At 52.3% G+C, this 25357-nt stretch carries 23 protein-coding genes and 5 tRNA genes; 18 read left to right on the top strand and 10 right to left on the bottom strand.

All coding sequences use genetic code 11. From position 1 onward, the window contains the following. Positions 1-18: 18 nt before the first annotated feature. Together norW and norV are read right to left on the bottom strand one after the other, a co-directional pair. Positions 19-1152, bottom strand: coding sequence for an NADH:flavorubredoxin reductase NorW (gene norW, locus E1B03_RS20700; protein ID WP_133086836.1), 1134 nt, complete (start codon positions 1150-1152; stop codon positions 19-21). Then, positions 1149-2597, bottom strand: a complete 1449-nt coding sequence (gene norV / locus E1B03_RS20695; protein ID WP_133086835.1) for an anaerobic nitric oxide reductase flavorubredoxin — start codon at positions 2595-2597, stop codon at positions 1149-1151. Before norV ends, norW begins: the two co-directional genes overlap by 4 nt. A 191-nt stretch (positions 2598-2788) precedes the next feature. On the opposite strand from norV, the gene norR reads away from it, so the two are divergent. After that, positions 2789-4309, top strand: a complete 1521-nt coding sequence (gene norR, locus E1B03_RS20690) for a nitric oxide reductase transcriptional regulator NorR (protein ID WP_133086834.1) — start codon at positions 2789-2791, stop codon at positions 4307-4309. Here norR and gutQ read toward each other — a convergent pair. From gutQ to srlA, 7 genes are all read right to left on the bottom strand, one after another. Beyond that, positions 4306-5271 carry an arabinose-5-phosphate isomerase GutQ gene (gutQ, locus tag E1B03_RS20685; RefSeq protein WP_103769205.1) on the bottom strand — a complete coding sequence of 322 codons (966 nt, stop codon included), beginning with the start codon at positions 5269-5271 and terminating at the stop codon, positions 4306-4308. The two genes, norR and gutQ, sit on opposite strands and share 4 nt — an antisense overlap. Then, the gene (gene srlR, locus E1B03_RS20680; RefSeq protein WP_003037350.1) at positions 5264-6037 is read right to left on the bottom strand and encodes a glucitol operon DNA-binding transcriptional repressor SrlR; all 774 of its coding nucleotides are present in this window, start codon (positions 6035-6037) and stop codon (positions 5264-5266) included. Before srlR ends, gutQ begins: the two co-directional genes overlap by 8 nt. A gap of 71 nt (positions 6038-6108) precedes the next feature. Then, positions 6109-6468 (bottom strand): transcriptional regulator GutM, encoded by a 360-nt coding sequence (gene gutM / locus E1B03_RS20675; protein ID WP_103769206.1) that lies wholly within the window; start codon positions 6466-6468, stop codon positions 6109-6111. A 101-nt stretch (positions 6469-6569) separates the two neighbouring features. Beyond that, complete coding sequence (gene srlD / locus E1B03_RS20670) at positions 6570-7349, bottom strand: sorbitol-6-phosphate dehydrogenase (RefSeq protein ID WP_071698416.1); 780 nt, start codon at positions 7347-7349, stop codon at positions 6570-6572. Positions 7350-7366: 17 nt separating this feature from the next. Further along, positions 7367-7729 (bottom strand): PTS glucitol/sorbitol transporter subunit IIA, encoded by a 363-nt coding sequence (gene srlB / locus E1B03_RS20665; RefSeq protein WP_003846051.1) that lies wholly within the window; start codon positions 7727-7729, stop codon positions 7367-7369. A 13-nt stretch (positions 7730-7742) separates the two neighbouring features. Continuing rightward, positions 7743-8714: a PTS glucitol/sorbitol transporter subunit IIB gene (gene srlE, locus E1B03_RS20660; RefSeq protein WP_103769207.1), complete on the bottom strand. Its 972-nt coding sequence runs from the start codon at positions 8712-8714 to the stop codon at positions 7743-7745. Next, positions 8711-9274: a PTS glucitol/sorbitol transporter subunit IIC gene (srlA, locus tag E1B03_RS20655; RefSeq protein WP_003825953.1), complete on the bottom strand. Its 564-nt coding sequence runs from the start codon at positions 9272-9274 to the stop codon at positions 8711-8713. Before srlA ends, srlE begins: the two co-directional genes overlap by 4 nt. A gap of 265 nt (positions 9275-9539) precedes the next feature. On the opposite strand from srlA, the gene mltB reads away from it, so the two are divergent. The 17 genes from mltB (at position 9540) to E1B03_RS20570 (ending at position 23763) form a co-directional block, all read left to right on the top strand. Continuing rightward, a complete protein-coding gene (gene mltB, locus E1B03_RS20650) occupies positions 9540-10619 on the top strand; it encodes a lytic murein transglycosylase B (RefSeq protein WP_103769208.1) in 1080 nt (359 codons plus the stop codon). 192 nt (positions 10620-10811) lie between these two features. Beyond that, positions 10812-11309, top strand: coding sequence for a nicotinamide-nucleotide amidase (gene pncC, locus E1B03_RS20645; protein WP_103769209.1), 498 nt, complete (start codon positions 10812-10814; stop codon positions 11307-11309). Between the two features lie 92 nt (positions 11310-11401). After that, positions 11402-12466, top strand: a complete 1065-nt coding sequence (gene recA / locus E1B03_RS20640) for a recombinase RecA (protein ID WP_003037330.1) — start codon at positions 11402-11404, stop codon at positions 12464-12466. Between the two features lie 86 nt (positions 12467-12552). After that, the gene (gene recX / locus E1B03_RS20635; RefSeq protein ID WP_047409232.1) at positions 12553-13053 is read left to right on the top strand and encodes a recombination regulator RecX; all 501 of its coding nucleotides are present in this window, start codon (positions 12553-12555) and stop codon (positions 13051-13053) included. 128 nt (positions 13054-13181) lie between these two features. Beyond that, on the top strand, positions 13182-15809 hold the full coding sequence (gene alaS / locus E1B03_RS20630) for an alanine--tRNA ligase (RefSeq protein WP_133086832.1): 2628 nt from the start codon (positions 13182-13184) through the stop codon (positions 15807-15809). Between the two features lie 238 nt (positions 15810-16047). Then, positions 16048-16233, top strand: coding sequence for a carbon storage regulator CsrA (csrA, locus tag E1B03_RS20625; protein ID WP_000906486.1), 186 nt, complete (start codon positions 16048-16050; stop codon positions 16231-16233). A gap of 336 nt (positions 16234-16569) precedes the next feature. Next, positions 16570-16662: transfer RNA gene (locus E1B03_RS20620), tRNA-Ser, on the top strand. A gap of 3 nt (positions 16663-16665) precedes the next feature. Beyond that, positions 16666-16742 (top strand) — tRNA-Arg (locus E1B03_RS20615). Between the two features lie 92 nt (positions 16743-16834). Then, positions 16835-16911, top strand: a tRNA-Arg gene (locus E1B03_RS20610). Between the two features lie 60 nt (positions 16912-16971). Further along, positions 16972-17048: transfer RNA gene (locus E1B03_RS20605), tRNA-Arg, on the top strand. Positions 17049-17080: 32 nt separating this feature from the next. After that, positions 17081-17157: transfer RNA gene (locus E1B03_RS20600), tRNA-Arg, on the top strand. A gap of 176 nt (positions 17158-17333) precedes the next feature. Further along, positions 17334-17900 carry a fructose-1-phosphate/6-phosphogluconate phosphatase gene (gene yqaB, locus E1B03_RS20595; protein WP_103769211.1) on the top strand — a complete coding sequence of 189 codons (567 nt, stop codon included), beginning with the start codon at positions 17334-17336 and terminating at the stop codon, positions 17898-17900. After that, on the top strand, positions 17897-18325 hold the full coding sequence (locus tag E1B03_RS20590; protein ID WP_103769212.1) for a YqaA family protein: 429 nt from the start codon (positions 17897-17899) through the stop codon (positions 18323-18325). The genes yqaB and E1B03_RS20590 overlap by 4 nt, the downstream gene beginning before the upstream one ends. 77 nt (positions 18326-18402) lie before the next feature. Next, positions 18403-19959 carry a glutamate--cysteine ligase gene (gshA, locus tag E1B03_RS20585; RefSeq protein WP_103769213.1) on the top strand — a complete coding sequence of 519 codons (1557 nt, stop codon included), beginning with the start codon at positions 18403-18405 and terminating at the stop codon, positions 19957-19959. 149 nt (positions 19960-20108) lie between these two features. Beyond that, positions 20109-20624 (top strand): S-ribosylhomocysteine lyase, encoded by a 516-nt coding sequence (gene luxS, locus E1B03_RS20580; RefSeq protein WP_016154160.1) that lies wholly within the window; start codon positions 20109-20111, stop codon positions 20622-20624. A gap of 325 nt (positions 20625-20949) precedes the next feature. Further along, positions 20950-22308, top strand: coding sequence for a glycoside-pentoside-hexuronide (GPH):cation symporter (locus E1B03_RS20575; protein ID WP_103769214.1), 1359 nt, complete (start codon positions 20950-20952; stop codon positions 22306-22308). A gap of 84 nt (positions 22309-22392) precedes the next feature. Continuing rightward, on the top strand, positions 22393-23763 hold the full coding sequence (locus E1B03_RS20570) for a carbohydrate porin (protein WP_133086831.1): 1371 nt from the start codon (positions 22393-22395) through the stop codon (positions 23761-23763). 48 nt (positions 23764-23811) lie between these two features. On the opposite strand, the gene emrB is transcribed toward E1B03_RS20570, so the two are convergent. Further along, positions 23812-25350 carry a multidrug efflux MFS transporter permease subunit EmrB gene (gene emrB, locus E1B03_RS20565; protein ID WP_103769216.1) on the bottom strand — a complete coding sequence of 513 codons (1539 nt, stop codon included), beginning with the start codon at positions 25348-25350 and terminating at the stop codon, positions 23812-23814. Positions 25351-25357 lie beyond the last annotated feature (7 nt).

The raw sequence follows: 25357 nt of genomic DNA, 5'->3' as shown, positions 1-25357 counted from the left end.
CCATCCGGCATCACAGACTTACACGGGCAACGTTTTCAGCAACGCAAAGGCCTCTTTCATCCGGTCTTCACTGACGACGAACGCACACAGCTGGCCTTCGTCGTTCATCCCTCTGGCGACCATCCCCTGCGCTTCGGCGGCTATATGCCAGTTCAGATCGCGGCGCTGGGTTTCCCCGGCCAGATGCAACGGCAGTTCCGGCGTTTTGACTTTTACCAGCATGGCTGGCAGCTTTAACGGCGCATTGCCGCCGAGCAGGTTTTTCGCCAGATACATGGCGCTCAGTTGAATCGGCTGCAGGAACGGAAGTACCTGACCGTTAATTTCTGCACAGTCGCCGAGTGCGTAAATATCCGGATGGCTGGTTTGCAGGTAGCTGTCGACGCAGACGCCACGGTTGATGCTCAATCCGGCGCGACGGGCCAATGCAGTTTCCGGGCGCAGACCGGTTGCGGCGATCACCGCATCGACTTCTACGCTGCGGCTACGATCGAGCGTAGCGCGAATACCCGATGCCGTTTTTTCCAGCCCCTTGAGCTGCGATTTCAGCAGCAGATGTACGCCCATATCGGTCAGACGATGCTGTAAGCGACTGCTTACTTCCGGCGGCATCAGCGAAGCCAGAATGCTGGCGGCGTTGTCGATAAGCGTCACCGCTTTACCGGCACGACAGAAATCCATCGCCAGTTCACTGCCAATCAATCCGCCGCCGACAATCAGTACCCGCTGGGCGTCGCGCAGCTGCGTTTCACAGGCGCGATACTCTTGTTGGCTGTTCAAAGTGAGCATTAACTCACGTCCGGTAACCGGCGGTACAAAAGCTGAAGCCCCCGTCGCCAGTACCAGCTTGTCGTATTGCCACTGATGCTCCTGGCTTTTCACTATGTGAGCATCAGCGTCGATGTCGGTTACCCAGGTGTGCGGGAACAGGCGTAAATTAAACTGTTCGGCAAACTCCCCCGCCGACTGGCGGGTGAGATCGTCTGCACGCTGTGACTGACTGATAACATGGCTGAGATCGGGCTTGTTGTACTCATCCATGCTGTCCGCCGCAATCAGGGTTAGCGGGACATTTGCATCCTGCTTACGGATATTTTTGACTAACTGGCGGGCGGCGAAGCCCGAACCAATAATGACAATTCCGCGGCTCATTTTGCCTCCGTTGCCAGTACGTCGAAGACGTCTTTACCTAATGAGCATTCTGGGCACAGGAAGTTATCCGGCACGTCGCTCCACGGCGTTCCCGGCGCAACATCCTGCAGCGGTTCACCTTTTGCCGGGTCGTAAATCCACTGGCACACGCTGCACTGCATGCATGGACCGAGATCGGCGGCTGCCGCAGCGGCGCAGGCGCACTCTTCTTCTTTGGATGCTGCTTTCACGTTTGTTTCCGGCAGTGGAGCAAGCGCCCACTGACGAGCAATTTCACGGCCGTGCTGGCGGCACAGTTCCAACGCATCCAGGTCCGGACGCCATTTTGCTTTCAGGCTCAGCGACATCTCAAAACCTGCATCCTGCAGGCGCGTGGACAAACGGTCTACCGCACCACCGCTCCAGCCGTGTGAGCCAAAAGCGCTGGCGCGTTTGTTACGAAAACGCAGGCCGGTCATCTCTTCCACCAGACCGGCGATTTTCGGCATCATCACGTTGTTCATCGTCGAAGTACCGACCAGCACGCCTTTAGAGCGGAAGACGTTAGTCAGGACTTCGTTTTTGTCGCTACGGGCGACGTTAAAGATTTTTACCGCCACGTTCGGGTCAACTTCGTTGATGCCCTGGGCGATGGCGTCCGCCATCATGCGGGTATTGTTGGACATGGTGTCGTAGAAAATGGTGATCCGGTCTTCCTGATAGTCCGCCGCCCATTTCAGGTACAGTTCAACAATCTGGGTTGGGTTTTCACGCCATACCACACCGTGGGAAGTGGCAATCATATCAACCGGCAGGTTGAAGCCGAGGATCTCAGTGATTTTCGGCGTCACCAGACGGCTGAACGGCGTCAGGATATTGGCGTAGTAGCGCTGGCACTGTTCGAACAGTTCGGTCTGGTCCACTTCGTCGTTGAACAGACGTTCGTCGCAGTAGTGCTGACCGAAGGCGTCGTTACTGAACAGCACCGCGTCGCCGGTCATGTAGGTCATCATGCTGTCAGGCCAGTGCAGCATCGGCGTTTCAACGAAGATCAGCTGTTTGCCGTTACCAATGTCCAGTGCATCACCGGTTTTCACCACGTTGAAATTCCACTCCGGGTGATGGTGGTGCCCGTTGATGGAGTCAATAGCGTTGGCTGTACAGTAAATCGGTGTGTCCGGGATGCAGGACATCAGCTCGGTCAGCGCCCCTGCATGGTCTTCTTCCGCGTGGTTAATGATGATGTAGTCGATATCTGCGAGGTCAATTTCACTGCGCAGGTTCTGCACGAATTCACGGCTAAATTTGTGGTCTACTGTATCGATCAGGACATTTTTTTCTTCACGGATGAGATAGCTGTTGTAGCTGCTACCGCGCAGCGTTTTGTATTCAGTCCCGTGGAAATCACGAACTTCCCAGTCACGTTGGCCAACCCAATGAATGTTATTTTTAACCAGAATAGACATAGCAACCTCAGTAATTAATTCAGCGTTTTTCTAAAAAAGATATTTTGCTTAGTGCAGGTTGCGTGCCAACTTTTTATTTTATTGATTTTAAAGGTTTTATTGTTTGGTGCTTATTAGGTGGTAGTCAAAATGACTATTCATTTTATTGTCAATATGACAATATGAATTGTCAAAATGACAATGAGGTAGCCATGAGCTTTTCCGTAGACGTGCTGGCGGGCATCGCCATTGAATTACAAAGCGGTATTGGACATCAGGACCGTTTTCAACGCCTGATAACCACCTTGCGCCAGGTGCTGGAGTGTGACGCGTCGGCATTGCTGCGCTATGAGTCGCGACAGTTTATTCCGCTGGCGATCGATGGGCTGGCGCAGGATGTTCTCGGCAGACGCTTTACCCTGGAGGGGCATCCGCGTCTGGAGGCGATTGCCCGCGCCGGGGACGTGGTTCGTTTCCCTGCCGACAGCGATTTGCCCGACCCTTACGATGGGCTGATTCCGGGGCAGGAAAGCCTGAAGGTACACGCCTGTATTGGCTTACCGCTGTTCGCCGGTCAAAATCTGATTGGCGCGTTAACCCTGGATGGCATGGAGCCCGATCAGTTCGATGTTTTCAGCGATGAAGAGCTTAGGCTAATTGCCGCTCTGGCTGCGGGCGCGCTGAGTAATGCGTTGCTGATTGAACAACTGGAAAGCCAGAATATGCTGCCCGGCTCGTCGACGGCCTTTGAGCAAGTGACTGAAACGCAGATGATTGGCCTGTCGCCCAATATGATGCAGCTGAAAAAAGAGATTGAGATTGTGGCGGGGTCCGATCTTAACGTACTGATTAGCGGCGAAACGGGGACCGGGAAGGAGCTGGTGGCTAAAGCTATCCATGAAGGTTCGCCGCGCGCGGTAAACCCGCTGGTGTATCTGAACTGCGCGGCGTTGCCGGAAACCGTAGCCGAAAGTGAGCTGTTTGGGCACGTAAAAGGCGCGTTTACCGGGGCTATCAGCAATCGTAGCGGTAAGTTTGAAATGGCCGACAATGGGACGCTGTTTCTTGATGAGATTGGCGAACTCTCGTTAGCACTACAGGCCAAGCTGCTGCGCGTATTGCAGTACGGTGATATTCAGCGTGTGGGTGACGATCGCAGCCTGCGCGTGGATGTGCGGGTGCTGGCGGCAACGAACCGTGATTTACGCGAAGAGGTGCTGGCCGGGAATTTCCGTGCGGATTTATTTCATCGTCTGAGCGTCTTTCCCCTTTCCGTACCGCCTCTTCGTGAACGCGGCGAAGATGTGGTACTGCTGGCGGGCTATTTTTGCGAGCAATGTCGGCTGCGGCTGGGACTTTCCCGCGTAGTGTTAAGCCCTGGCGCGCGTAATCATCTGTTGAATTACGGCTGGCCCGGAAACGTGCGCGAGCTGGAACATGCCATTCACCGGGCGGTGGTTCTGGCAAGGGCCACCAGGGCAGGGGATGAAGTGGTACTGGAGGCGCAGCATTTTGCCCTGCTGGATGAAGGTCCGGCTTTGCAGGCGGCGGAAACTGTTGCGGAGATCCCACAGCATCACAACCTGCGTGAGGCAACGGAGTCATTCCAGAGGGAAATGATCCGTCGGGCACTGGCGCAAAATAATCACAGTTGGGCGGCAAGTGCGCGGACGCTGGAAACAGACGTCGCCAACCTGCACCGGCTGGCGAAACGTCTGGGGCTGAAGGATTAGATAATACCGGCCTGATAGAAATCCTGCAGGTTGATAGCACCGGTGAGTTTACCGTTTTCATCTACCACCGGTGCGGCGGTGATTTTGCGCTTCATCAGGATCTCTTTGGCGTCAATCGCGCGGCTCTGTGCCTGCAGCGTAACGCCATTATGGGTCATTGCTTCGCTAACCTCAGTGGTGAGCGCGCCGCCGCCAACCAGCCAGCGGCGCAGGTCGCCGTCGGTAAAGACCCCTTTCACCAGCGACGCGTCGTCGCAGACCGCCACCAGGCCAAGACCCGTACGGCTGAGTTCCAGCATCGCGTCCATGACGCTGGTAGTAAGCGTCACCTGTGGAATGGCATCGTCACGGCGCATCAGATGATGCACTTTATTTAACAGACGGGCACCCAGCGCACCTGCCGGATGCGATCGGGCAAAATCTTCCTCGTTAAAGCCGCGCGCCTGCATCACGGCGATTGCCAGCGCGTCACCCATCATCAGCGTGTTAACGGTGCTGGACGTCGGTGCCAGACGCATTGGGCAGGCTTCGCGCTCAACGGAAATATCCAGTACGGCTTTGGCTGCCAGACCCAGTGGTGAGGTCGGTTTTCCGGTCATTGCCAGCAAGGCGACGGATTTGTCTTCCAGGCGTGGAATGATGAGATCCAGCTCTTTTGCGCCGCCGGAGTAGGAGATAAACAGCATGACATCACGGCTTTCAATCATCCCCAAGTCGCCGTGCAGCGCCTCAGCCGGATGCACAAAAAAGGCGGGCGTGCCGGTACTGGCGAGGGTCGCCGCGATTTTTTTGCCAATATGACCGGATTTGCCAATCCCGGAAACAATCACTTTGCCTTCGCAGTGGATGATAGTATTGGCGGCGCGGACAAAATCATCGCCCAGGCGCTCTGGCAGTCGGCTGGCTTCCTGTAGTTCCAGCATTAATGTCTGACGGCCCGCGTTCAGTAGTGCATCACTCATTGGTTTCTCCGGTTATGATCACTTCAATCCCTTTTGCTTCCAGCGCCTGACGAAACGCAGGGTCGATACCCGCATCGGTAATCAGCTTGTCGACGCTTTCCAGACTGCACACAACATTGGGGCTTTTGCGCCCAAATTTTGACGAGTCAGCCATCAGAATCACTTCGCGAGCGGCATTGCACATCGCTTTACTGACGCTAAACACCTCATTAAAGGTGGTCACGCCGGCATTGAGGTCAATGCCGTCGGTGCCCATGAAGAGTTTATCAAAGCTGAACTGCTCAAAGGCGTTTTCTGCCAGCTGACCGTGAAATGACGCAGATTTTTTGCGAAAGGTCCCGCCGGGCATCAGGATAGTTTGCTCGTTGTCCAGCTCCGAAAGGGCATTAACAATGTGCAGGCTGTTGGTCATGACGGTGATGTTGCTAAAGCGGGTGAGCATCGGCACCATCTGCAGTACGGTGCTGCCCGCATCCAGAATAATGGAGTCGCCATCGTGAATAAAACGGACGGCGGCTTCGGCAATCTGCTCTTTTTTATGCGTATTGATTAGCGTTTTGTGATCGATTGGCGGATCAGATTCGTCTTTATTTAATACCACGCCGCCATAGGTACGAATGACGGTTCCGGCATTTTCCAGAATGACCAGGTCTTTGCGAATGGTCGTGCCGGTCGTGTCAAAGTAGTGGGCCAGTTCTTCAACCGAGCATTTTCCCTGCTTTTGCAGATGCTCCAGTATGGCAGCCTGTCGCTGACGAGGTTTCATAGGCGTGATTACCCTGACTTATATAGGTTGCAAAATGATAATTTCGCAAGCTATTAGCATTCACAACGAAATTACCCATGTTTCAGTTTAAGCGCCAATGATAGTGCATTCTGCGATTGTGGATCATGGGGAAAGATCACATCAGGCTGTAAATCATCAAGATGTTTACCCATTATCGTGTCAATTTTTTCTGGTCTGGCGAATACCGTAAGACCTTTCATAAACAACGTATCGGTAACCCGCTGCTGCTCATCCAACGCGATGGCCACCACCACGCGCGGTTTAAAACGCCCACCGGAGCGACCGACGCCAACCCGACCCCGTTGGCAGAGTTTATCAAACGCCCGGTTAAAGCGGGATATTTGCCAGCCGCCAAGCGCCAGTTGCAGACACCAGGCGATAGCGGCGACGGTAATCAGTGCGGAAACCATAATGCGCTCCTTTGATTTTGCCGGATGGCGGCTGCGCCTAATCCGGCCTACATAATATTCGTAGGCCCGGTAAGCGCAGCGCCACCGGGCAATCATACCTATTAAAACATCACCTGACCGCCGGTCACATTGATGGACTGCCCGGTGCAGTAGGAGGCTTTCGGGCTGGCGTAAAACAGCAGCATGTTCAGTACGTCCTGATAATCACAGCCGCGCTTAAGCGGAACCTTATCAATGTAGTACTGCTCAACTTCGTCTGGCTTAAGGCCAAGCTTGGTCGCATATTGCGGTAATAACGACTGGAACATCGGTGATTTCAGCAGATTGCCGAGCATCAGAGAATGCACGGTGATCCCGTACTCCGCCAGATCCAGCGCCAGCGACTGGGTTAGGCCCACGCCGCCAAATTTTGCCGCGCTATAGCCTGAGTTGTGTTTACTGCCCACTTTCCCTGATTTGGAGTTGATCTGGATAATGCGTCCCTGAACGCCATCGCGGATCATCAGGCGCGAAAATTCACGTGCGCAGAGGAAATAGCCAACCAGATTTACCTGCAGAGAACGGTCGAAATCCCCAAGCTGAAAGTCGCTGATAAACGCGGCTTTAGCGATACCCGCGCTGTAAACCAGCAGATCGACGCGGCCAAATATTTCATCCACTCCGCGCGATAGTGCCAGCACGCTCTGTTCGCTGGTGGCATCTGCGCCAAAACCATAGGCAGTACCTTCACCAAACTCGGCGTTAATTTCCTGCGCAACGTTGGCGGCTTTATCGCTTTGAATATCCACCACCGCGATGCGGTATCCTTCTGTCGCAAGCCCACGGCAAAGGAATGCCCCCAGGGTCTGGCCTCCACCAATGACAACGGCAACCTGATTCATTTTTATCTCCTTCAATCTTAAGCAACAAATTTCAAAATACAGCCCGGCGCGATACCGTCCGGTACGGGCCCTGCAACGTGTACGGTGCCGGGGAATTCCGCTTCACTCAGTCCGTCAAAACGCAGGGTGATATGCCCGAGTTCTCGTAAGTTTTGTTCCGCCACGCTGCCAACGGCCGTGACCGGGTAGTGATGTTGACCCAGTTCGAATTGGATCCCAGCCTGCAAAGAACCGTTCAGCTCTCCGTGGCAATGGATGAAGCAAAACTCTTCGATATCCGCTGGCGCGCCTTCACGAAAGGTAATCAGCATCTGGTCGCAGAGCGCATCCGGGGCGCTCTGGCCGATGCGGGTGATGGTAGTTTGATAAATCACGGTCATTTTTGAGTGCCTCTTATTGGTAAATAAAGCCGGAAACAAACCAGGCGATGAGAACGGTAGGTGCGCCGGTCAGAAAACGGCTCACCAGAACGGATGGCACGCCAACGCGGACCGTGTCCTGACGCGCTTCGGCCAGCGACAATCCGACAGGAATAAAGTCGCATGCAGCCTGGGCGTTAATGGCGAACAGGGCAGGGAGCGCCAGATGTGGAGGAATGTTCCCCAAACCAATCTGTACGCCGATCAGAACCCCGATAACCTGGGCGATAACCGCACCGGGGCCGAGGAAAGGTGACAGCAGCGGGAAAGAGCAAATCAGCGCCAGGGTGACCAGTCCCAGCGGATGGCTGGCCAGCGGTGCGAGTCCATGGGCAATCCAGTCCCCCAGACCAGAAGCCATGATGATGCCGATCAGCGCCGAGACGAACGCCATAAATGGCAGAATAGTTTTTAGGACAGTATCGATAGTGTCGCGTCCGGCCTGAAACAGAACCGCAACGGCTGAACCCATTCCCATCCCCACTTTTGCCAACAGACCGTCGCTTTGTTCCGTAATTTTCTTGCTGGTGTCGTACTCGCGACCAATCGTGCTGCTTGCAGGCGTTGGCGCTGCGGGTGCTTCACCGACAACGGTAATGTTTTCTTCTTTCACGCCAGAGACATAGATGTCTTCGATAATGTACTGGGCCAGTGGACCGGATTTACCTGTTGCGTGAATATTCACCGTCGGTATACGACGTTTGGGATAGATACCACAGCGCAGCGTGCCGCCGCAGTCGATGATTGCCACGCCAATTTCGTTTTCCGGCGGCTCGCCTTCTTTGAAGCCATCAACGGCCTGCCAACCGGTCAGGTTTACTATTCTGTCGACGATTGCGGGGCGAGTTCCGGCGGTGATATAGACAATTTTCTTGCCCGGTACGGCATCCAGTTCAAGCGGGCCGCCCCAGCCGCCGGTGCCTTTTTCAATACGAATACGCGTCATGATGTTGCTCCCGCCAGATGTACTTTCTGCTCAAGTTGAATGCCCATTTTTTTCTCGAAGATGGCGGTGGTGAAATCGGTCACCCAGCCACGGAAGAAGTTGGTCACCAGACCGACCAGCAAATAGCTCACTGCCAGTGGGCCGAGCGGAAGACCTAGCGTGGTCAGCCCGCTGGCGATCCCCAGATAGACAAACAGCTCGCCGGGGTTGATGTGGGGGAATAAGCCGTTCATTGAATGGCAACTGTAAGAGGCGGCCGCGTAGTAGCTGGGCTTGTATTTTTCCGGCATAAAGCGGCCCAGACTCAGCGTCATAGGGTTACAAAACACAAATGTACCGATGCACGGCAGAAGCAGATAGCGGGACAGCGGGTTTCCGGCGCAGCGCTGGGCAAAACGTTCAATACGTTGCTGACCGATAAAGTTAATCAACGCATTCATGATGACCAGCAGACTGATCAGCAAGGGCAGAATACCGGTCACCATGCCGGTAAACACCTCTCCGCCTTTCTGGAACAACCCGATAAACCACTCAGCACCGAGTGTGATGGTGTCGATCATTATTCTCTCCTGTAGGGTTTTTTAGTTACCTTGCCAAACGGTAACTAATTTTAATCAGATTGAAAGATTTAAAAGTGTTATTTTGATCGCAAAATGAAAGGTAAATATTTTAATTTGAAAGATTGTGCGCGAGGGCTCGCAATTGTGCAGGCTGGGAGTGCAAGAGAGGGGAAATTCTGTGAAGGAGAACGACTACTGCTTCCTTGTATGGAGGAGGATGCTTTACCATACTTCCCCCAGGCTGAATTTGTTTAATGGATGTCTCATGTTCAAGCGTCGTTATGTAGCGTTACTTCCCCTTTTCGTATTGCTTGCTGCTTGTAGCAGCAAGCCTAAACCTTCAGAGACTCAAACGACTACAGGTACGCCATCTGGCGGTTTCCTGCTTGAGCCACAGCACAATGTCATGCAAACGGGCGGCGATTTTGCCAATAACCCGAACGCGCAGCAGTTCATCGAGAAAATGGTGAACAAGCACGGCTTTGACCGCCAGCAGCTGCAGGAGATCCTGTCGCAGGCCAAGCGTCTGGACTCGGTATTGCGTTTGATGGATCGTCAGGCACCAACGACTCAACCACCATCTGGCCCTAACGGCGCATGGCTGCGGTATCGTAAACAGTTCATCACGCCGGATAACGTGCAAAACGGTGTGGCCTTCTGGAACCAATATGAAGATGCTCTGAACCGTGCGTGGCAGGTCTACGGCGTACCGCCGGAAATTATCGTTGGTATTATTGGCGTAGAGACCCGCTGGGGCCGCGTGATGGGGAAAACGCGTATTCTGGATGCGCTGGCAACGCTGTCGTTTAACTATCCTCGTCGTGCAGAATACTTCTCTGGTGAGCTGGAAACCTTCCTGCTGATGGCGCGAGATGAAAGTGACGATCCGCTCGATTTGAAAGGTTCTTTCGCCGGGGCGATGGGCTACGGCCAGTTTATGCCGTCTTCCTATAAACAATATGCCGTTGATTTCAATGGCGACGGCCACATTAACCTGTGGGATCCGGTTGATGCTATTGGTAGCGTGGCCAACTACTTCAAAGGCCACGGCTGGGTGAAAGGCGATACGGTCGCGGTTCCGGCCAATGGCCAGGCGCCTGGGCTGGCGAACGGTTTTAAAACCCAGTACAGCATTTCTCAGCTTGCCGCCGCAGGTCTGACGCCGCAGCAGTCGTTGGGGAATCATCAGCAGGCCAGCCTGCTGCGCCTGGATATCGGAACCGGTTATCAGTACTGGTATGGGCTGCCGAACTTCTACACTATCACCCGCTACAACCACAGTACCCACTACGCGATGGCCGTGTGGCAATTGGGTCAGGCGGTCGCGCTGGCGCGCGTGCAGTAATCGCTCCACCGGCCTACCGGAAGATATCTCTTGTAGGCCGGATAAGATGCCCAGGCATCGCCATCCGGCAGGTCTTATTTATGCAACGGAGCAATTTTTGGAATCCTCCTCGTAAAACGTTCTCCCCATCCCCACATTGGTTGTGAAAGTGCTATCTTGTCCGGCATATTTTTTTAACTGACAGAGGCTGAAATGACCGACAGTGAACTGATGCAGTTAAGCGAGCAGGTTGGCCTGGCGCTGAAAGCGCGTGGGGCGACCGTTACGACGGCAGAATCCTGCACCGGCGGCTGGGTAGCCAAAGTGATTACGGATATTGCCGGCAGCTCCGCCTGGTTTGAACGCGGCTTTGTGACCTACAGCAATGAAGCCAAAGCGCAGATGATCGGCGTGCGCGAAGAGACGCTGGCCCAGCATGGGGCGGTGAGTGAGCCTGTGGTGGTGGAGATGGCGATTGGCGCGCTAAAAGCGGCACGTGCGCATTTCGCTGTTTCGATAAGCGGTATTGCGGGGCCGGATGGCGGCAGTGAAGCAAAGCCCGTGGGGACGGTATGGTTTGCCTTTGCCAGCGCGAGCGGCGAGGGGATTACTCGCCGGGAATGCTTCAGCGGCGATCGCGACGCGGTGCGTCGACAGGCGACCGCCTACGCGTTACAAACCCTGTGGCAACAATTTCTACAAAACACTTGATACTGTATGAGCATACAGTATAATTGCCTCAACAGAACATTATCTATCACGTTTCGCGGTTTAACCCGAAAGCGGCATGACAGGAGTAATTAATGGCTATCGACGAAAACAAACAGAAAGCGTTGGCGGCAGCGCTGGGTCAGATCGAAAAGCAATTCGGTAAAGGCTCCATCATGCGCCTGGGTGAAGACCGTTCCATGGATGTAGAAACCATCTCCACCGGTTCGCTTTCTCTGGATATCGCATTAGGCGCGGGCGGTTTGCCAATGGGCCGTATCGTCGAAATCTACGGGCCTGAATCCTCTGGTAAAACGACGCTGACCCTGCAGGTTATTGCCGCCGCGCAGCGCGAAGGTAAAACTTGTGCGTTTATCGATGCGGAACACGCGCTGGATCCCGTCTATGCACGCAAGCTTGGCGTTGATATCGACAACCTGCTGTGTTCTCAGCCGGATACCGGTGAACAAGCGCTGGAAATTTGTGATGCGCTGGCGCGCTCCGGTGCGGTTGACGTTATCGTTGTCGACTCCGTTGCCGCATTGACGCCGAAGGCAGAAATCGAAGGCGAAATTGGTGACTCTCACATGGGCCTTGCGGCACGTATGATGAGCCAGGCAATGCGTAAGCTGGCCGGTAACCTGAAGCAGTCCAACACGCTGCTGATTTTCATCAACCAGATCCGTATGAAGATTGGCGTGATGTTCGGTAACCCGGAAACCACCACCGGTGGTAACGCCCTGAAATTCTATGCTTCTGTCCGCCTGGATATCCGTCGTATTGGCGCGGTGAAAGAAGGCGACAACGTGGTTGGTAGCGAAACCCGTGTTAAGGTTGTGAAAAACAAAATTGCTGCACCGTTCAAGCAGGCTGAATTCCAGATTCTTTACGGTGAAGGTATCAACTTCTACGGCGAACTGGTTGATCTGGGCGTGAAAGAGAAGCTGATTGAAAAAGCGGGTGCATGGTACAGCTACAATGGTGAGAAAATCGGTCAGGGTAAAGCGAATGCGACTAACTGGCTGAAAGAAAACCCGGCAACTGCGAAAGAAATTGAGAAGAAGTTACGCGAGTTGCTGCTCAATAACCAGGATTCAACGCCTGATTTCTCCGTTGATGACAGCGGTGAAGACGTAAAAGAAACGAACGAAGATTTCTGATAATCTGTTTTGAATCGCATGTTTTGAATTGCATAGAGTAAAGGGCTGCATATCATGCAGCCCTTTTTCATTTCTGAAGGTTTACTATGACAGAAGCAACTTCCCGCCGATCCGCTTATTCCCGACTTCTTGACCGCGCCGTACGTATTCTGGCAATGCGCGATCACAGCGAGCAGGAACTACGGCGCAAGCTGGCCGCTCCGGTGATGGGGAAAAATGGACCGGAAGACATTGATGCTACGCCAGAGGATTACGACAAGGTCATCGCCTGGTGTATTGAAAGTCGTTATCTGGATGATGACCGCTTCGTTCAACAGTTTATCGCCAGCCGTAGCCGTAAGGGCTATGGACCCGCGCGCGTGCGTCAGGAACTAAACCAAAAAGGGATCACGCGTGAGGCTATCGAGCGGGCCATGCGCGAGTGCGAAATTGACTGGGCAGTTCTTGCGCGCGATCAGGCCATTCGAAAATACGGAGAACCTTTACCAGTAGATTTTTCAGATAAGGTGAAGGTCCAGCGCTTTTTGCTCTATCGTGGCTATCTGATGGAAGATATTCAGGCAATATGGCGAAATTTTGACGATTGAGCGCATACGGGATTTTACTTCCCAGTAAAGAAAACTTATCTTATTCCCACTTTTCGATTGCCAGAGGCGCAGTTTACGTGCCGATGCTGGTAATGACATTTCGTTAGCTTGATTTCTTCAGGATAATTATGAGCAAGAGCACCGCTGAGATCCGTCAGGCGTTTCTCGATTTTTTCCATAGTAAAGGACATCAGGTAGTTGCCAGCAGCTCCCTGGTACCGAACAATGACCCTACTTTGTTGTTTACCAACGCCGGGATGAACCAGTTCAAGGATGTTTTCCTTGGCCTCGACAAGCGTAATTATTCCCGCGCAACTACCTCGCAGCGTTGCGTACGTGCGGGCGGTAAGCACAACGACCTGGAAAACGTCGGTTACACTGCACGTCACCACACCTTTTTCGAAATGCTGGGCAACTTCAGCTTCGGCGATTACTTCAAACACGACGCTATTCAATACGCGTGGGAGCTGTTGACCGGTGAAAACTGGTTTGCCCTGCCAAAAGAGCGTCTGTGGGTCACCGTCTATGAAACAGACGATGAAGCCTATGAAATCTGGGAAAAAGAGGTCGGTATTCCGCGCGAACGTATCATCCGCATCGGTGATAACAAAGGCGCGGCTTATGCATCCGACAACTTCTGGCAGATGGGTGATACCGGTCCTTGCGGCCCGTGCACCGAAATTTTCTACGACCATGGCGACCACATCTGGGGTGGCCCTCCGGGAAGCGCAGAAGAAGATGGCGATCGCTACATTGAGATCTGGAACATCGTCTTCATGCAGTTCAACCGTCAGGCTGACGGCACCATGGAACCGCTGCCGAAACCGTCCGTGGATACCGGTATGGGTCTGGAGCGTATTGCGGCAGTGCTGCAACACGTTAACTCCAACTATGAAATCGACCTGTTCCGCTCATTGATCGAATCCGTGGCGAAAGTCACCGGCGCGACCGATCTGAGCAACAAGTCGCTGCGCGTTATCGCCGACCATATCCGTTCCTGCGCATTCCTGATTGCCGATGGCGTTGTCCCGTCCAATGAAAACCGTGGCTATGTGCTGCGTCGTATCATTCGTCGTGCGGTACGTCATGGCAACATGCTGGGCGCGAAGGATACCTTCTTCTACAAGCTGGTTGGTCCGCTGGTGGAAGTCATGGGCTCTGCGGGTGAAGAACTGAAACGTCAGCAGGCGATGGTTGAGCAGGTTCTGAAAACCGAAGAAGAGCAGTTTGCGCGTACACTGGAGCGTGGTCTGGCGCTGCTGGATGAAGAACTGGCAAAACTGTCCGGCGATACGCTGGATGGCGAAACCGCATTCCGTCTGTATGACACCTACGGTTTCCCGGTTGACCTGACGGCAGACGTTTGCCGCGAGCGCAACATTAAGGTCGACGAAGCAGGTTTTGAAGCTGCAATGGAAGAACAGCGCCGCCGTGCGCGTGAAGCCAGCGGCTTCGGCGCAGATTACAATGCGATGATTCGCGTTGATGGCACCTCTGAATTTAAAGGCTACGAGCACCTGGAACTGAACGGCAAAGTAACCGCGCTGTTTGTTGATGGTAAAGCAGTAGACGCAATTAACGCAGGTCAGGATGCCGTTGTCGTACTGGATCAGACGCCGTTCTATGCGGAATCTGGTGGCCAGGTTGGCGACAAGGGTGAACTGAAAGGCGCGGGCTTCGCGTTTGGCGTTAGCGACACGCAGAAATATGGCCAGGCCATTGGTCACATCGGCAAGCTGTCTACGGGTTCTCTGAAAATTGGCGATGCAGTACAGGCCGATGTCGATGAAGCACGTCGTGCACGTATTCGCCTGAACCATTCCGCAACGCACCTGATGCACGCGGCGCTGCGCCAGGTTCTGGGTACGCATGTAGCGCAGAAAGGCTCGTTGGTTAACGATAAAGTGCTGCGCTTCGACTTCTCTCATACCGAAGCCATGAAGCCTGCTGAAATCCGTGCCGTTGAAGATCTGGTGAATGCGCAAATTCGTCGCAACCTGCCGATTGAAACGAACATCATGGATCTCGAAGCGGCGAAAGCCAAAGGCGCAATGGCGCTGTTTGGCGAGAAATATGACGACCACGTGCGCGTTCTGAGCATGGGGGATTTCTCTACCGAACTGTGTGGTGGTACTCACGCCAGCCGTACGGGTGATATCGGTCTGTTCCGCATAGTGTCCGAGTCAGGCACCGCGGCGGGCGTTCGTCGTATCGAAGCCGTAACCGGTGAAGGCGCTATCCAAACCGTGCATGCTGAGAGCGATCGCTTAAGCGATATTGCGCAGCTGCTGAAAGGCGATAGCCAGAATATCGGTGACAAAGTTCGTTCCGTGCTGGAGCGTACGCGTCAACTCGAAAAAGAATTGCAGCAGTTGAAGGAACAGGCTGCGGCGCAGGAGAGTGCAAATCTCTCCAGCAAAGCGGTTGATATCAACGGTGTGAAGCTGCTGGTCAGCGAACTCACAGACGTTGAGCCGAAAATGTTGCGTACCATGGTTGATGATCTGAAAAATCAACTGGGGTCTACCGTTATCGTTTTGGCAACGGTAGTAGAAGGTAAGGTTTCTCTGATTGCTGGTGTGTCTAAGGATGTGACAGATCGCGTGAAAGCAGGGGAGCTGGTTGGAATGGTTGCTCAGCAGGTAGGCGGTAAGGGTGGCGGTCGTCCGGACATGGCGCAAGCCGGTGGTACGGATGCAGCGGCTCTGCCTGCAGCGTTAGCCAGTGTGAAAGGCTGGGTCAGCGCAAAACTGTAATAATTATAAGCGTAAGTCGACGCTGCGGACTTCAATCCGCAGCGTTTGTATCAACGCTATCGACAACGATAAAGTCAGGTTGAAGTTGTGTATATCGGCTAAACTTAGGTTTAACAGAATGTGATGCCGTGACTGCTTACACTTAGGTGTTTGTCATCGCTTACTTTTTGGCGTTATATGATGGATAATGCCGGGATACAGAGAGACCCGACTCTTTTAATCTTTCAAGGAGCAAAGAATGCTGATTCTGACTCGTCGAGTTGGTGAGACCCTCATGATAGGCGATGAGGTCACCGTGACAGTTTTAGGGGTGAAGGGCAACCAGGTGCGCATTGGCGTAAACGCCCCGAAAGAAGTTTCTGTCCATCGTGAAGAGATCTACCAGCGTATCCAGGCTGAAAAATCCCAGCAGTCCAGTTACTAAGGTTTTCGCGTCTCACCTTTCTGGTGAGGCGCAACCTGATTGAGTTGTCCTTTTTCTTCGCTTTTCTGCTTCATTCCCCCATTTTCTCGTTTCCCATACGCACGTTGTCGTTCCCGGCGAATTTTCTGTTTGTTCATTGCTGGCATGAAACTGCCAATTTATCTGTTGATAAAACACTCTTTTTGCCGTTTTTGCAGACTAATTGCGCGTGAAATGTGCAAACGATAAAAGCTCTGGAAAAATTGTTTGACTTATAAGTCCCAGAAAGTAATATGTGCGCCACGCAGCGACGATGAGCAGAAACAAGTTCTTCGAAGCACTCGTAAGAGGCGTGTTGGTGAGGTGGCCGAGAGGCTGAAGGCGCTCCCCTGCTAAGGGAGTATGCGGTCAAAAGCTGCATCCGGGGTTCGAATCCCCGCCTCACCGCCATTTGCATCCGTAGCTCAGCTGGATAGAGTACTCGGCTACGAACCGAGCGGTCGGAGGTTCGAATCCTCCCGGATGCACCATCTTCTCTGCAATAGCGTATTAGCGTTGTTACAGAAAAATAGATAGCGTTTTAGCAGCGATATCAAATCTGCAGTAAGTAAGTTTCCCTGATGCATCCGTAGCTCAGCTGGATAGAGTACTCGGCTACGAACCGAGCGGTCGGAGGTTCGAATCCTCCCGGATGCACCATCTCTTACTTGATATCGTTTATTGCGGTATCAATATCGGCAGTAAAGCAAGTTTCCCGATGCATCCGTAGCTCAGCTGGATAGAGTACTCGGCTACGAACCGAGCGGTCGGAGGTTCGAATCCTCCCGGATGCACCATTTCTTGTTTTCTCCAGTCTAGTTTCACCAATGCATCCGTAGCTCAGCTGGATAGAGTACTCGGCTACGAACCGAGCGGTCGGAGGTTCGAATCCTCCCGGATGCACCATCTTCTCCTAAATAACAGCGAAACTGTTGTTTCATGGTCTGCGAGATAATTGCCAGCACTTTCCCCCTTTTGAATCATTTCCACATACTCCCTGAACATCCCTCAATTCGCTGTCAGCGACAAAATCAATCAATTACGATAAAATAACGTCTGGTCAATCGGCTTGTGAGAAGACGATGTACGAACGTTATGCGGGTTTGATTTTTGATATGGATGGCACCATCCTGGATACCGAGCCAACGCACCGTAAGGCGTGGCATGAGGTATTGGGGCATTATGGTCTACGTTTTGATGAACAAGCCATGGTCGCCCTCAACGGTTCTCCAACGTGGCGTATTGCCCAGTCGGTAATTGAGCTAAATCATGCCGATCTTGACCCCCATGTCCTGGCGCGTGAAAAAACCGATAAGGTCAGAAGCATGCTGCTGGATAGCGTCCAGCCTTTGCCATTGGTTGATGTTGTGAAAGCCTGGCATGGCCGCCGTCCGATGTCGGTAGGTACGGGGAGTGAAAGTGCGATTGCAGAGGCTCTGCTCGCTCATCTTGGGCTGCGTCGCTATTTTGATGCTGTTGTCGCAGCCGATCACGTACAACGCCACAAACCAGCTCCTGATACGTTTTTGCTCTGCGCCGAACGTATGGGCGTTGTTCCGGCACACTGTGTTGTGTTTGAAGATGCTGATTTTGGACTGCAGGCGGCGCGTGCTGCAGGAATGGACGCCGTGGATGTCCGGTTATTGTGAGTGATGGACTATCGCTCCTGTCACTGTTTGCCAGCAGTTTTCTCAGCGCTACGCTGTTACCCGGCAATTCTGAAGTTGTTTTAATTGCTTTGCTGGTCTCTGGGGTCAGTCATCCCTGGGTCTTAGTCTTAACAGCAACAATGGGTAATAGCCTTGGAGGGTTAACTAACGTTATCCTTGGGCGTTTCTTTCCATTGCGTAAATCATCGCGCTGGCAAGAAAAAGCCACTGGCTGGCTGCGGCGCTATGGCGCTGTCACACTATTATTAAGCTGGATGCCGGTTGTGGGTGATTTACTGTGCCTGTTAGCTGGATGGATGCGCATCTCGTGGGGCCCGGTGCTCTTTTTCTTATGCCTTGGCAAGGCGCTGCGCTATGTTGTGGTCGCAGCGGTTACGACGCAAGGCATTATGTGGTGGCACTAATTGTGTTGTGAGATAGCCTTTAGGGTAACCAATACCATTATGCTAATTAAAACGATTTTGACAGGCGGGAGGTCAATTTGATCCCGGACGTATCACAGGCGCTGGCCTGGCTGGAAAACCATCCTCAGGCATTAAAGGGGATTCAACGTGGGCTGGAGCGTGAAACGCTGCGCGTTAATGCAGACGGGTCATTAGCAACGACAAGCCATCCTGAGGTGTTAGGCTCAGCGCTAACGCATAAATGGATAACCACTGACTTTGCCGAAGCGTTGCTGGAGTTTATTACGCCTCCAGGTGACGATATTGAGAAAATGCTGACGTTCATGCGCGATCTGCATCGGTATACCGCCAGAAATCTGGGCGACGAGCGTATGTGGCCGTTGAGCATGCCTTGCTATATTGCTGAAGGCCAGGACATCGAACTGGCGCAGTACGGTACGTCGAATACCGGTCGTCTGAAAACGCTGTACCGTGAAGGCCTCAAAAACCGTTACGGCGCGTTGATGCAGACTATCTCCGGGGTACACTACAATTTCTCGCTGCCAATGGCTTTCTGGCAGGCGAAATGCGGCGTAACCGAAGGCGAAGATGCTAAAGAGAAGATCTCCGCCGGTTACTTTCGTTTGATCCGCAACTACTACCGTTTTGGTTGGGTGATCCCGTATCTGTTTGGCGCCTCTCCGGCCATTTGTTCCTCCTTCCTGCAAGGAAAACCGACAACCCTGCCGTTTGAAAAAACCGACTGTGGGATGTATTACCTGCCGTATGCGACGTCGCTGCGTCTGAGTGATTTGGGCTATACCAATAAGTCGCAAAGCAATCTCGGAATTACGTTTAACGATTTGCATGAGTATGTGGCAGGATTAAAGCGCGCGATTAAAACCCCTTCTGAGGAGTACGCGGCGATCGGTCTGGAGAAGGACGGTAAGCGTCTGCAAATCAACAGCAACGTTCTGCAGATTGAAAATGAGCTGTATGCGCCTATCCGCCCGAAACGCGTCACTCGTCGTGGTGAAACGCCATCTGATGCGCTTCTGCGTGGCGGAATTGAGTATATCGAAGTTCGCTCGCTGGATATCAACCCGTTCTCACCAATCGGCGTGGACGAGCAACAGGTGCGCTTCCTCGATCTGTTTATGGTCTGGTGTGCGCTGGCTGATGCCCCGGAAATGAGCAGCGATGAATTACTTTGTACGCGTAAAAACTGGAACCGTGTGATTCTCGAAGGTCGCAAGCCTGGGCTGACGTTAGGTATTGGCTGTGAAACGGCCCAGTTCCCGCTGCCTAAGGTGGGTAAAGATCTGTTCTGCGATCTGAAACGCGTGGCACAAACGCTGGACAGTATCGATGGGGGAGAGGAGTATCAGAAGGTCTGTGATGAACTGGTTGCCAGCTTTGACAATCCTGAACTGACTTTCTCTGCCCGGATCCTGCGGTCTATGATTGATGAAGGCATTGGCGGCACGGGCAAAGCGCTGGGTGAGGCTTACCGAAATCTGCTGCGCGAAGAGCCGTTAGAAATATTGCAGGAAGCTGAATTTATTGCTGAAACCGAGGCTTCAAAGCGTCGTCAGCAGGAGATCGAAGCGGCGGATACTGAGCCGTTTAGCGTGTGGCTGGAAAAGCACGCTTGATACAAAAGAAAAAGGCCACTCGGGAGTGGCCAAAATTTCATCTCTGAAAACAGGGATGATGATAACAAATGCGCGTCTTTCATATACTCAGACTCGCCCCGGAACAAAGAGTTCAGATTATTTTTAAAAAATTTATCGGAGGTGGCTAAATGCCGTTGTTAGATAGTTTTACTGTCGATCACACCCGGATGGAAGCTCCCGCGGTCCGGGTTGCAAAAACGATGAACACCCCGCATGGCGACGCAATCACCGTGTTTGATCTGCGTTTCTGCATTCCGAATAAAGAAGTGATGCCTGAGAAAGGTATCCACACGCTGGAACATCTGTTTGCAGGTTTTATGCGTAACCACCTTAACGGTAATGGCGTTGAGATTATCGATATCTCTCCGATGGGATGCCGGACAGGTTTTTACATGAGCTTAATTGGTACACCGGACGAGCAGCGTGTTGCCGACGCGTGGAAAGCGGCGATGGCCGATGTGCTGAAAGTGCAGGATCAGAACCAGATCCCGGAGCTGAACGTTTACCAGTGCGGTACGTATCAGATGCACTCTCTTAGCGAAGCGCAGGATATCGCACGTCATATTCTGGAGCATGATGTACGCGTCAACAGCAATGAAGAGCTGGCGCTGCCGAAAGAAAAATTACAGGAATTACACATCTAGTTTTATTCGTTACTCTTTCCTGTATCTAAATAAACCCCGGCATATAACCGGGGTTTATTATTATATATTCCCTTCTCATATTTTACTTTTATTATATTCTGTTGATGAATGTTTTTATAAAAAACGATCCTATATTTACCATTAAATAGAATGTGAGCGGGTGAGCAAAAAAAATGAGGAATGAATAATTCCACATTGCCGCGATCACATAAAGCAAAAAACATAAAGTGTTAACAGAAAAACATAATAGATTGCGGTGGACAAGATGTTTTAAAAATACCTCACGACGGAAACCGGTTTCATAATGTTTGCCAAAGGAGCGTATATGCCATCTGGGGATAAGCTATCTATCAAAGAAAAGGTGGGATACAGTCTGGGGGACGCTGCCAGTCATATCGTTTTTGATTCTTCAGTCGCTATTCTTGCTTATTTTTATACCGATATTTATGGTCTGCCACCCGCGGTAATGGGAACGATGTTTTTACTGGTTCGTCTGCTGGATGCGATTACCGATCCTGTCATGGGAGCAATTGCTGACGCAACATCTACACGCTGGGGACGCTTTCGTCCGTGGTTGCTGGCGATTTGTGTGCCATTTGCCGTCAGCTGCGTGCTGGTTTATTCCATTCCTGATTTTTCAGACCGTGGCAAAGTGGTCTACGCAGTGGCGGCATATATATTTATGACGCTGATGTATACAGCAATTAATATTCCATACTGCTCACTGGGCGCGGCACTGACATCCGATCCGCGTGAAAACCTGTCACTGCAATCGTGGCGGTTTGCCATTACGCCGATTGGCGGTGCGTTGGGAACCGCTTTAATTCTACCGTTAGCTGATCTCCTCTATCCCGGTGATAGAGCTACGGGGATTCAGGTCTCCATGGCTATCTTCGGTGTGATTGGTTGCCTGATGTTTATCATCTGCTTCTTAACCACTAAAGAGCGTGTACAACCCATCAAAGAAGAAAACCTTAATATTGCTCGTGACGTTAAGATTCTGTTCAGGAATGAGCAATGGCGGATTTTGTCTGTTTATAACTTTATGATGTTGGTTGCGGTGGTGCTGCGCGGCGGGGCTGTCGTTTACTATGTAAATACGGTACTGAACAAAGGCGCTGATGTTATTACCGTTTTTATGCTGGGCGCGATGTTTGCTTCCATGTTCGGCTCGATACTTGCTAAACCGTTCGGTACGCGATTTTGTAAAATTAAACTCTCTTTCTGGGTTAACTTACTGATTGCCGTATTGGGGGTGCTGTGTTTCTTTGTGCCGGTCCAGTATTGGATCGTAGTGCTAGTTGTTCATCTTATTATGTGTATTATTCAGGGGGGCAATGGCGCGCTGCAATGGTCGATGATCACTGATGCCAATAATTATGGTGAGTGGAAAACGAGGCGTCGAATTACCGGGATGAACGTTGCAGCGAATATATTTGTCATTAAGCTGGGCGTAGCGGTTGGTGGTGCTATTTTAGGCTGGGTGTTGGCCGCGTTTGATTATACCTCCGGTAGTACTGTGCAATCAGCCTCTGCCGTACAGGGTGTCGCACTCTTATTTACCGTAATTCCTGCACTATTTTATATTCTCACGGCGTTGTCTATTAAATTCTACGGCTTAACGGAAGACCGAATGAATGGCATTGTTACCGATCTTAAAAGCGGTAAGTTTGCTCACTCCTGATAATAACTAAATGATTCATATGGCAGAAAGGTGAGATGTTTTATTACATCGCACCGTGCATACATCAAACTTTAGGGATAAAAAATGAAGGTGAAATATTTAGCGCTGATGATCGGTGCTTGCTTTTCTCATAATCTGTGGGCGGTGAATAACACCTCAATTGAACAGCGTCTGGCTGAACTGGAGCAGCGAGTTATCAAGGCAGAAAAACGGGCCGCCGATGCTGAATCACAAATACAGTCATTGCAACAACAGCAAACAGTAGCCGTGCCGACGGTGAATGTTCAATCTGCTGAGGCGGTCTCTGCAGGAGGGAATCCACCGAAACTGACGCTATCCGGCTTTAGCGATATTAAATTCTACGGCGATGTTGAGTTTAATATGGATGCCGCAAGTCGTTCCGGTAGCCTGACATCAACGAAAACCTCTGCGAATAAAGATTGGGCTCCGGGGACCAATGAACGCTGGGATATCAACGGACGTATTCTGCTGGGTTTTGATGGTTACCAACGACTGAATAACGGTAATTTTGCCGGGTTCTCGGTTCAACCGCTGGCAGACCTGACCGGAAAAATGAACCTTGATGATGCGGCATTCTTCTTCGGGCATGAGAACGACTGGAAAATTAAGGTCGGACGCTTTGAAGCTTACGATATGTTCCCGCTGAATCAGGATACCTTTATTGAATATTCAGGTAATACGGCGAATGACCTGTACAGCGATGGCTACGGTTATATATATATGATGAAAGAGGGCCGGGGGCGTAGCGACAGCGGTGGTAACTTCCTCATCAGTAAAACGCTCGATAACTGGTATTTTGAAGTCAATACACTGCTGGAAAATGGCAGCACGCTCTATACCGAGAAGCAATACCACGGTATGGATTTAACCAACGATAAAAACGTGGCTTACGTGCGCCCGGTGATTGCCTGGCAAAATGGACGCCTCTCCACCGCGGTGGCGATGGAAAGTAACGTGGTCAACAATGCTTACGGCTATTACGAGAATGGCAAATGGATCGATCAGTCCGATCGTACTGGCTATGGTTTTACCATGACCTGGAACGGCCAAAAAACCGACCCGGAGAACGGTGCTGTCATTAACCTGAATACGGCCTATATGGATGCGACCGATGAAACGGACTTTACGGCCGGAGTGAACGCCTTATGGCACCGGTTTGAGCTGGGCTATATCTATGCGCATAACAACATTGACGCCTTCAATGCCACCAATCTTGAAGCCGTTTGCGAGGAAGATTGTTGGGTAACCGATCCTGGCAGTTATGATATTCACACCATTCACGCCTCATATCTTTTCCCCAACGTACTGGATATGAAAAACTTTAACATCTACCTCGGTGCCTATGCCTCATGGGTTGAGGCCGATCCGACTCATGGCGATAACAGCGAAGATGCACGCTACGGCGGGCGTCTGAGATTCAAATATTACTTCTGATCGCGAGTCTAATAAAAAAGGGATCCGCGGATCCCTTTATACGTATGCTTAGTGCGCACCGCCGCCGCCGCCACCCGCGCCAAAGGGCGGTTTGGCGAACCACACCAGTCCAAGCAGAACGAGGAAGATCCCAGCCGACATCCAGAAGATTTCGTTGGCGGAAATAATCAGCCCCTGATTGGTGATCTGCTGGGCTATCCAGCCTGACGCCTGCTGGTGCGTCATCCCTAAATCCTGCAGCTTATCGTACATGGCCTGAGCATTGGGATTGTAGGGGTTAACGGATTCCGTTAACTGCGCATGGTGCAGCGACTCGCGGTTCGTCCACATTGTCGTTGTAATTGATGTGCCGATAGAGCCGGCCAGCGTTCGCGTAAAGTTCGACAAGCTCGATGCCGCTGCCAGACGCTCTGGCGGTAAGCCGGACAGCGTGATGGTCGTCAGTGGCATAAAGAAGCAGGCTACCGCGAAACCCTGAATAAACTGCGGCCAGGCCGATGCGCCAAAGTCCATACCTGGTTCGAAGGTCCACGCACGCCAGTAGAAACAGACGGCGTACATAATAAAACTGAACGTCACCAACCGACGCATATCCAGCTTGTGCGCGAAGCGGCCGATAATCGGCGACAGGATCACCGGAATCACCCCAACCGGCGCTGATGCCAGACCGGCCCAGGTTGCCGTATAGCCGTATACCTCCTGCAATAGCTGCGGCAGCAGGACGATTGCGCCGAAGTAGAGCATATAGGCCAGACTGATACACAGACAGCCAATGGTAAAGTTTCGCGACTTAAACAGCGAGAGATCGACAATGGGGTGCTCGTCGGTAAGCTCCCAGACGATCAGGAAGCTGATTGCGACAACGGCGACCACCGTCAGGATAATAATCTCCTGAGAAGCGAACCAGTCCAGCTCTTTGCCGCGGTCGAGCATAATCTGCAAACTGCCGATACCAATTACCAGCAGAGCCAGCCCAATAGCGTCGATGCGCCGCTGCTCGGTTTTCGTTTCCCGACCACGCAGGGTTTGCAGGGTCATCAATACCACTACAGCACCGATTGGCACGTTAATGAAAAATATCCAGCCCCAGTGATAGTTGTCGCTGATATAGCCCCCAAGAATAGGACCACATATCGGGGCAACAATCACCGTCATCGACCATAGCGCGAGGGCGATGGAACGTTTGGCGGGAGGATAGTTATTCAGTAACAGGCTTTGCGAAAGCGGAATTAACGGACCGGCGACGATACCCTGAATTACGCGGAAGAATATCAGCATGTTGAGGCTGGTGGACATCCCGCATGCCCATGACGCAATGACAAAGGCGGTAGTTGACCACATAAAGAGTCTTACTTCGCCAAATCGTTTTGCCAGCCAGCCGGTGATCGGAATAGAGATAGCGTTCGCCACCCCGAATGAGGTGATCACCCAGGTCCCCTGGCTCAGTGAAGAGCCGAGGTTCCCGGCGATAGTGGGGATCGCCACGTTAGCAATGGTGGAGTCCAGCACCTGCATGAATGTCGCCAGCGACAGCGCGATCGTCATAATGACGAGCTGCGCGCCTTCCAGCGGTTTTTGCTGTTGCATCACACGC

This window comes from Citrobacter arsenatis (assembly GCF_004353845.1).
Lineage (GTDB): Bacteria > Pseudomonadota > Gammaproteobacteria > Enterobacterales > Enterobacteriaceae > Citrobacter > Citrobacter arsenatis.
Note: the sequence above shows the minus strand (reverse complement) of the source record. Positions and strands in the feature narration are given on the sequence as shown.

Bases quoted from the DNA above. Each gene is read 5' to 3' on its own strand.
- norW (WP_133086836.1), bottom strand. From the start codon at position 1,152: ATGAGCCGCGGAATTGTCATTATTGGTTCGGGCTTCGCCGCCCGCCAG.
- norV (WP_133086835.1), bottom strand. From the start codon at position 2,597: ATGTCTATTCTGGTTAAAAATAACATTCATTGGGTTGGCCAACGTGAC.
- norR (WP_133086834.1), top strand. From the start codon at position 2,789: ATGAGCTTTTCCGTAGACGTGCTGGCGGGCATCGCCATTGAATTACAA.
- gutQ (WP_103769205.1), bottom strand. From the start codon at position 5,271: ATGAGTGATGCACTACTGAACGCGGGCCGTCAGACATTAATGCTGGAA.
- srlR (WP_003037350.1), bottom strand. From the start codon at position 6,037: ATGAAACCTCGTCAGCGACAGGCTGCCATACTGGAGCATCTGCAAAAG.
- gutM (WP_103769206.1), bottom strand. From the start codon at position 6,468: ATGGTTTCCGCACTGATTACCGTCGCCGCTATCGCCTGGTGTCTGCAA.
- srlD (WP_071698416.1), bottom strand. From the start codon at position 7,349: ATGAATCAGGTTGCCGTTGTCATTGGTGGAGGCCAGACCCTGGGGGCA.
- srlB (WP_003846051.1), bottom strand. From the start codon at position 7,729: ATGACCGTGATTTATCAAACTACCATCACCCGCATCGGCCAGAGCGCC.
- srlE (WP_103769207.1), bottom strand. From the start codon at position 8,714: ATGACGCGTATTCGTATTGAAAAAGGCACCGGCGGCTGGGGCGGCCCG.
- srlA (WP_003825953.1), bottom strand. From the start codon at position 9,274: ATGATCGACACCATCACACTCGGTGCTGAGTGGTTTATCGGGTTGTTC.
- mltB (WP_103769208.1), top strand. From the start codon at position 9,540: ATGTTCAAGCGTCGTTATGTAGCGTTACTTCCCCTTTTCGTATTGCTT.
- pncC (WP_103769209.1), top strand. From the start codon at position 10,812: ATGACCGACAGTGAACTGATGCAGTTAAGCGAGCAGGTTGGCCTGGCG.
- recA (WP_003037330.1), top strand. From the start codon at position 11,402: ATGGCTATCGACGAAAACAAACAGAAAGCGTTGGCGGCAGCGCTGGGT.
- recX (WP_047409232.1), top strand. From the start codon at position 12,553: ATGACAGAAGCAACTTCCCGCCGATCCGCTTATTCCCGACTTCTTGAC.
- alaS (WP_133086832.1), top strand. From the start codon at position 13,182: ATGAGCAAGAGCACCGCTGAGATCCGTCAGGCGTTTCTCGATTTTTTC.
- csrA (WP_000906486.1), top strand. From the start codon at position 16,048: ATGCTGATTCTGACTCGTCGAGTTGGTGAGACCCTCATGATAGGCGAT.
- yqaB (WP_103769211.1), top strand. From the start codon at position 17,334: ATGTACGAACGTTATGCGGGTTTGATTTTTGATATGGATGGCACCATC.
- luxS (WP_016154160.1), top strand. From the start codon at position 20,109: ATGCCGTTGTTAGATAGTTTTACTGTCGATCACACCCGGATGGAAGCT.
- E1B03_RS20575 (WP_103769214.1), top strand. From the start codon at position 20,950: ATGCCATCTGGGGATAAGCTATCTATCAAAGAAAAGGTGGGATACAGT.
- E1B03_RS20570 (WP_133086831.1), top strand. From the start codon at position 22,393: ATGAAGGTGAAATATTTAGCGCTGATGATCGGTGCTTGCTTTTCTCAT.
- emrB (WP_103769216.1), bottom strand. From the start codon at position 25,350: ATGCAACAGCAAAAACCGCTGGAAGGCGCGCAGCTCGTCATTATGACG.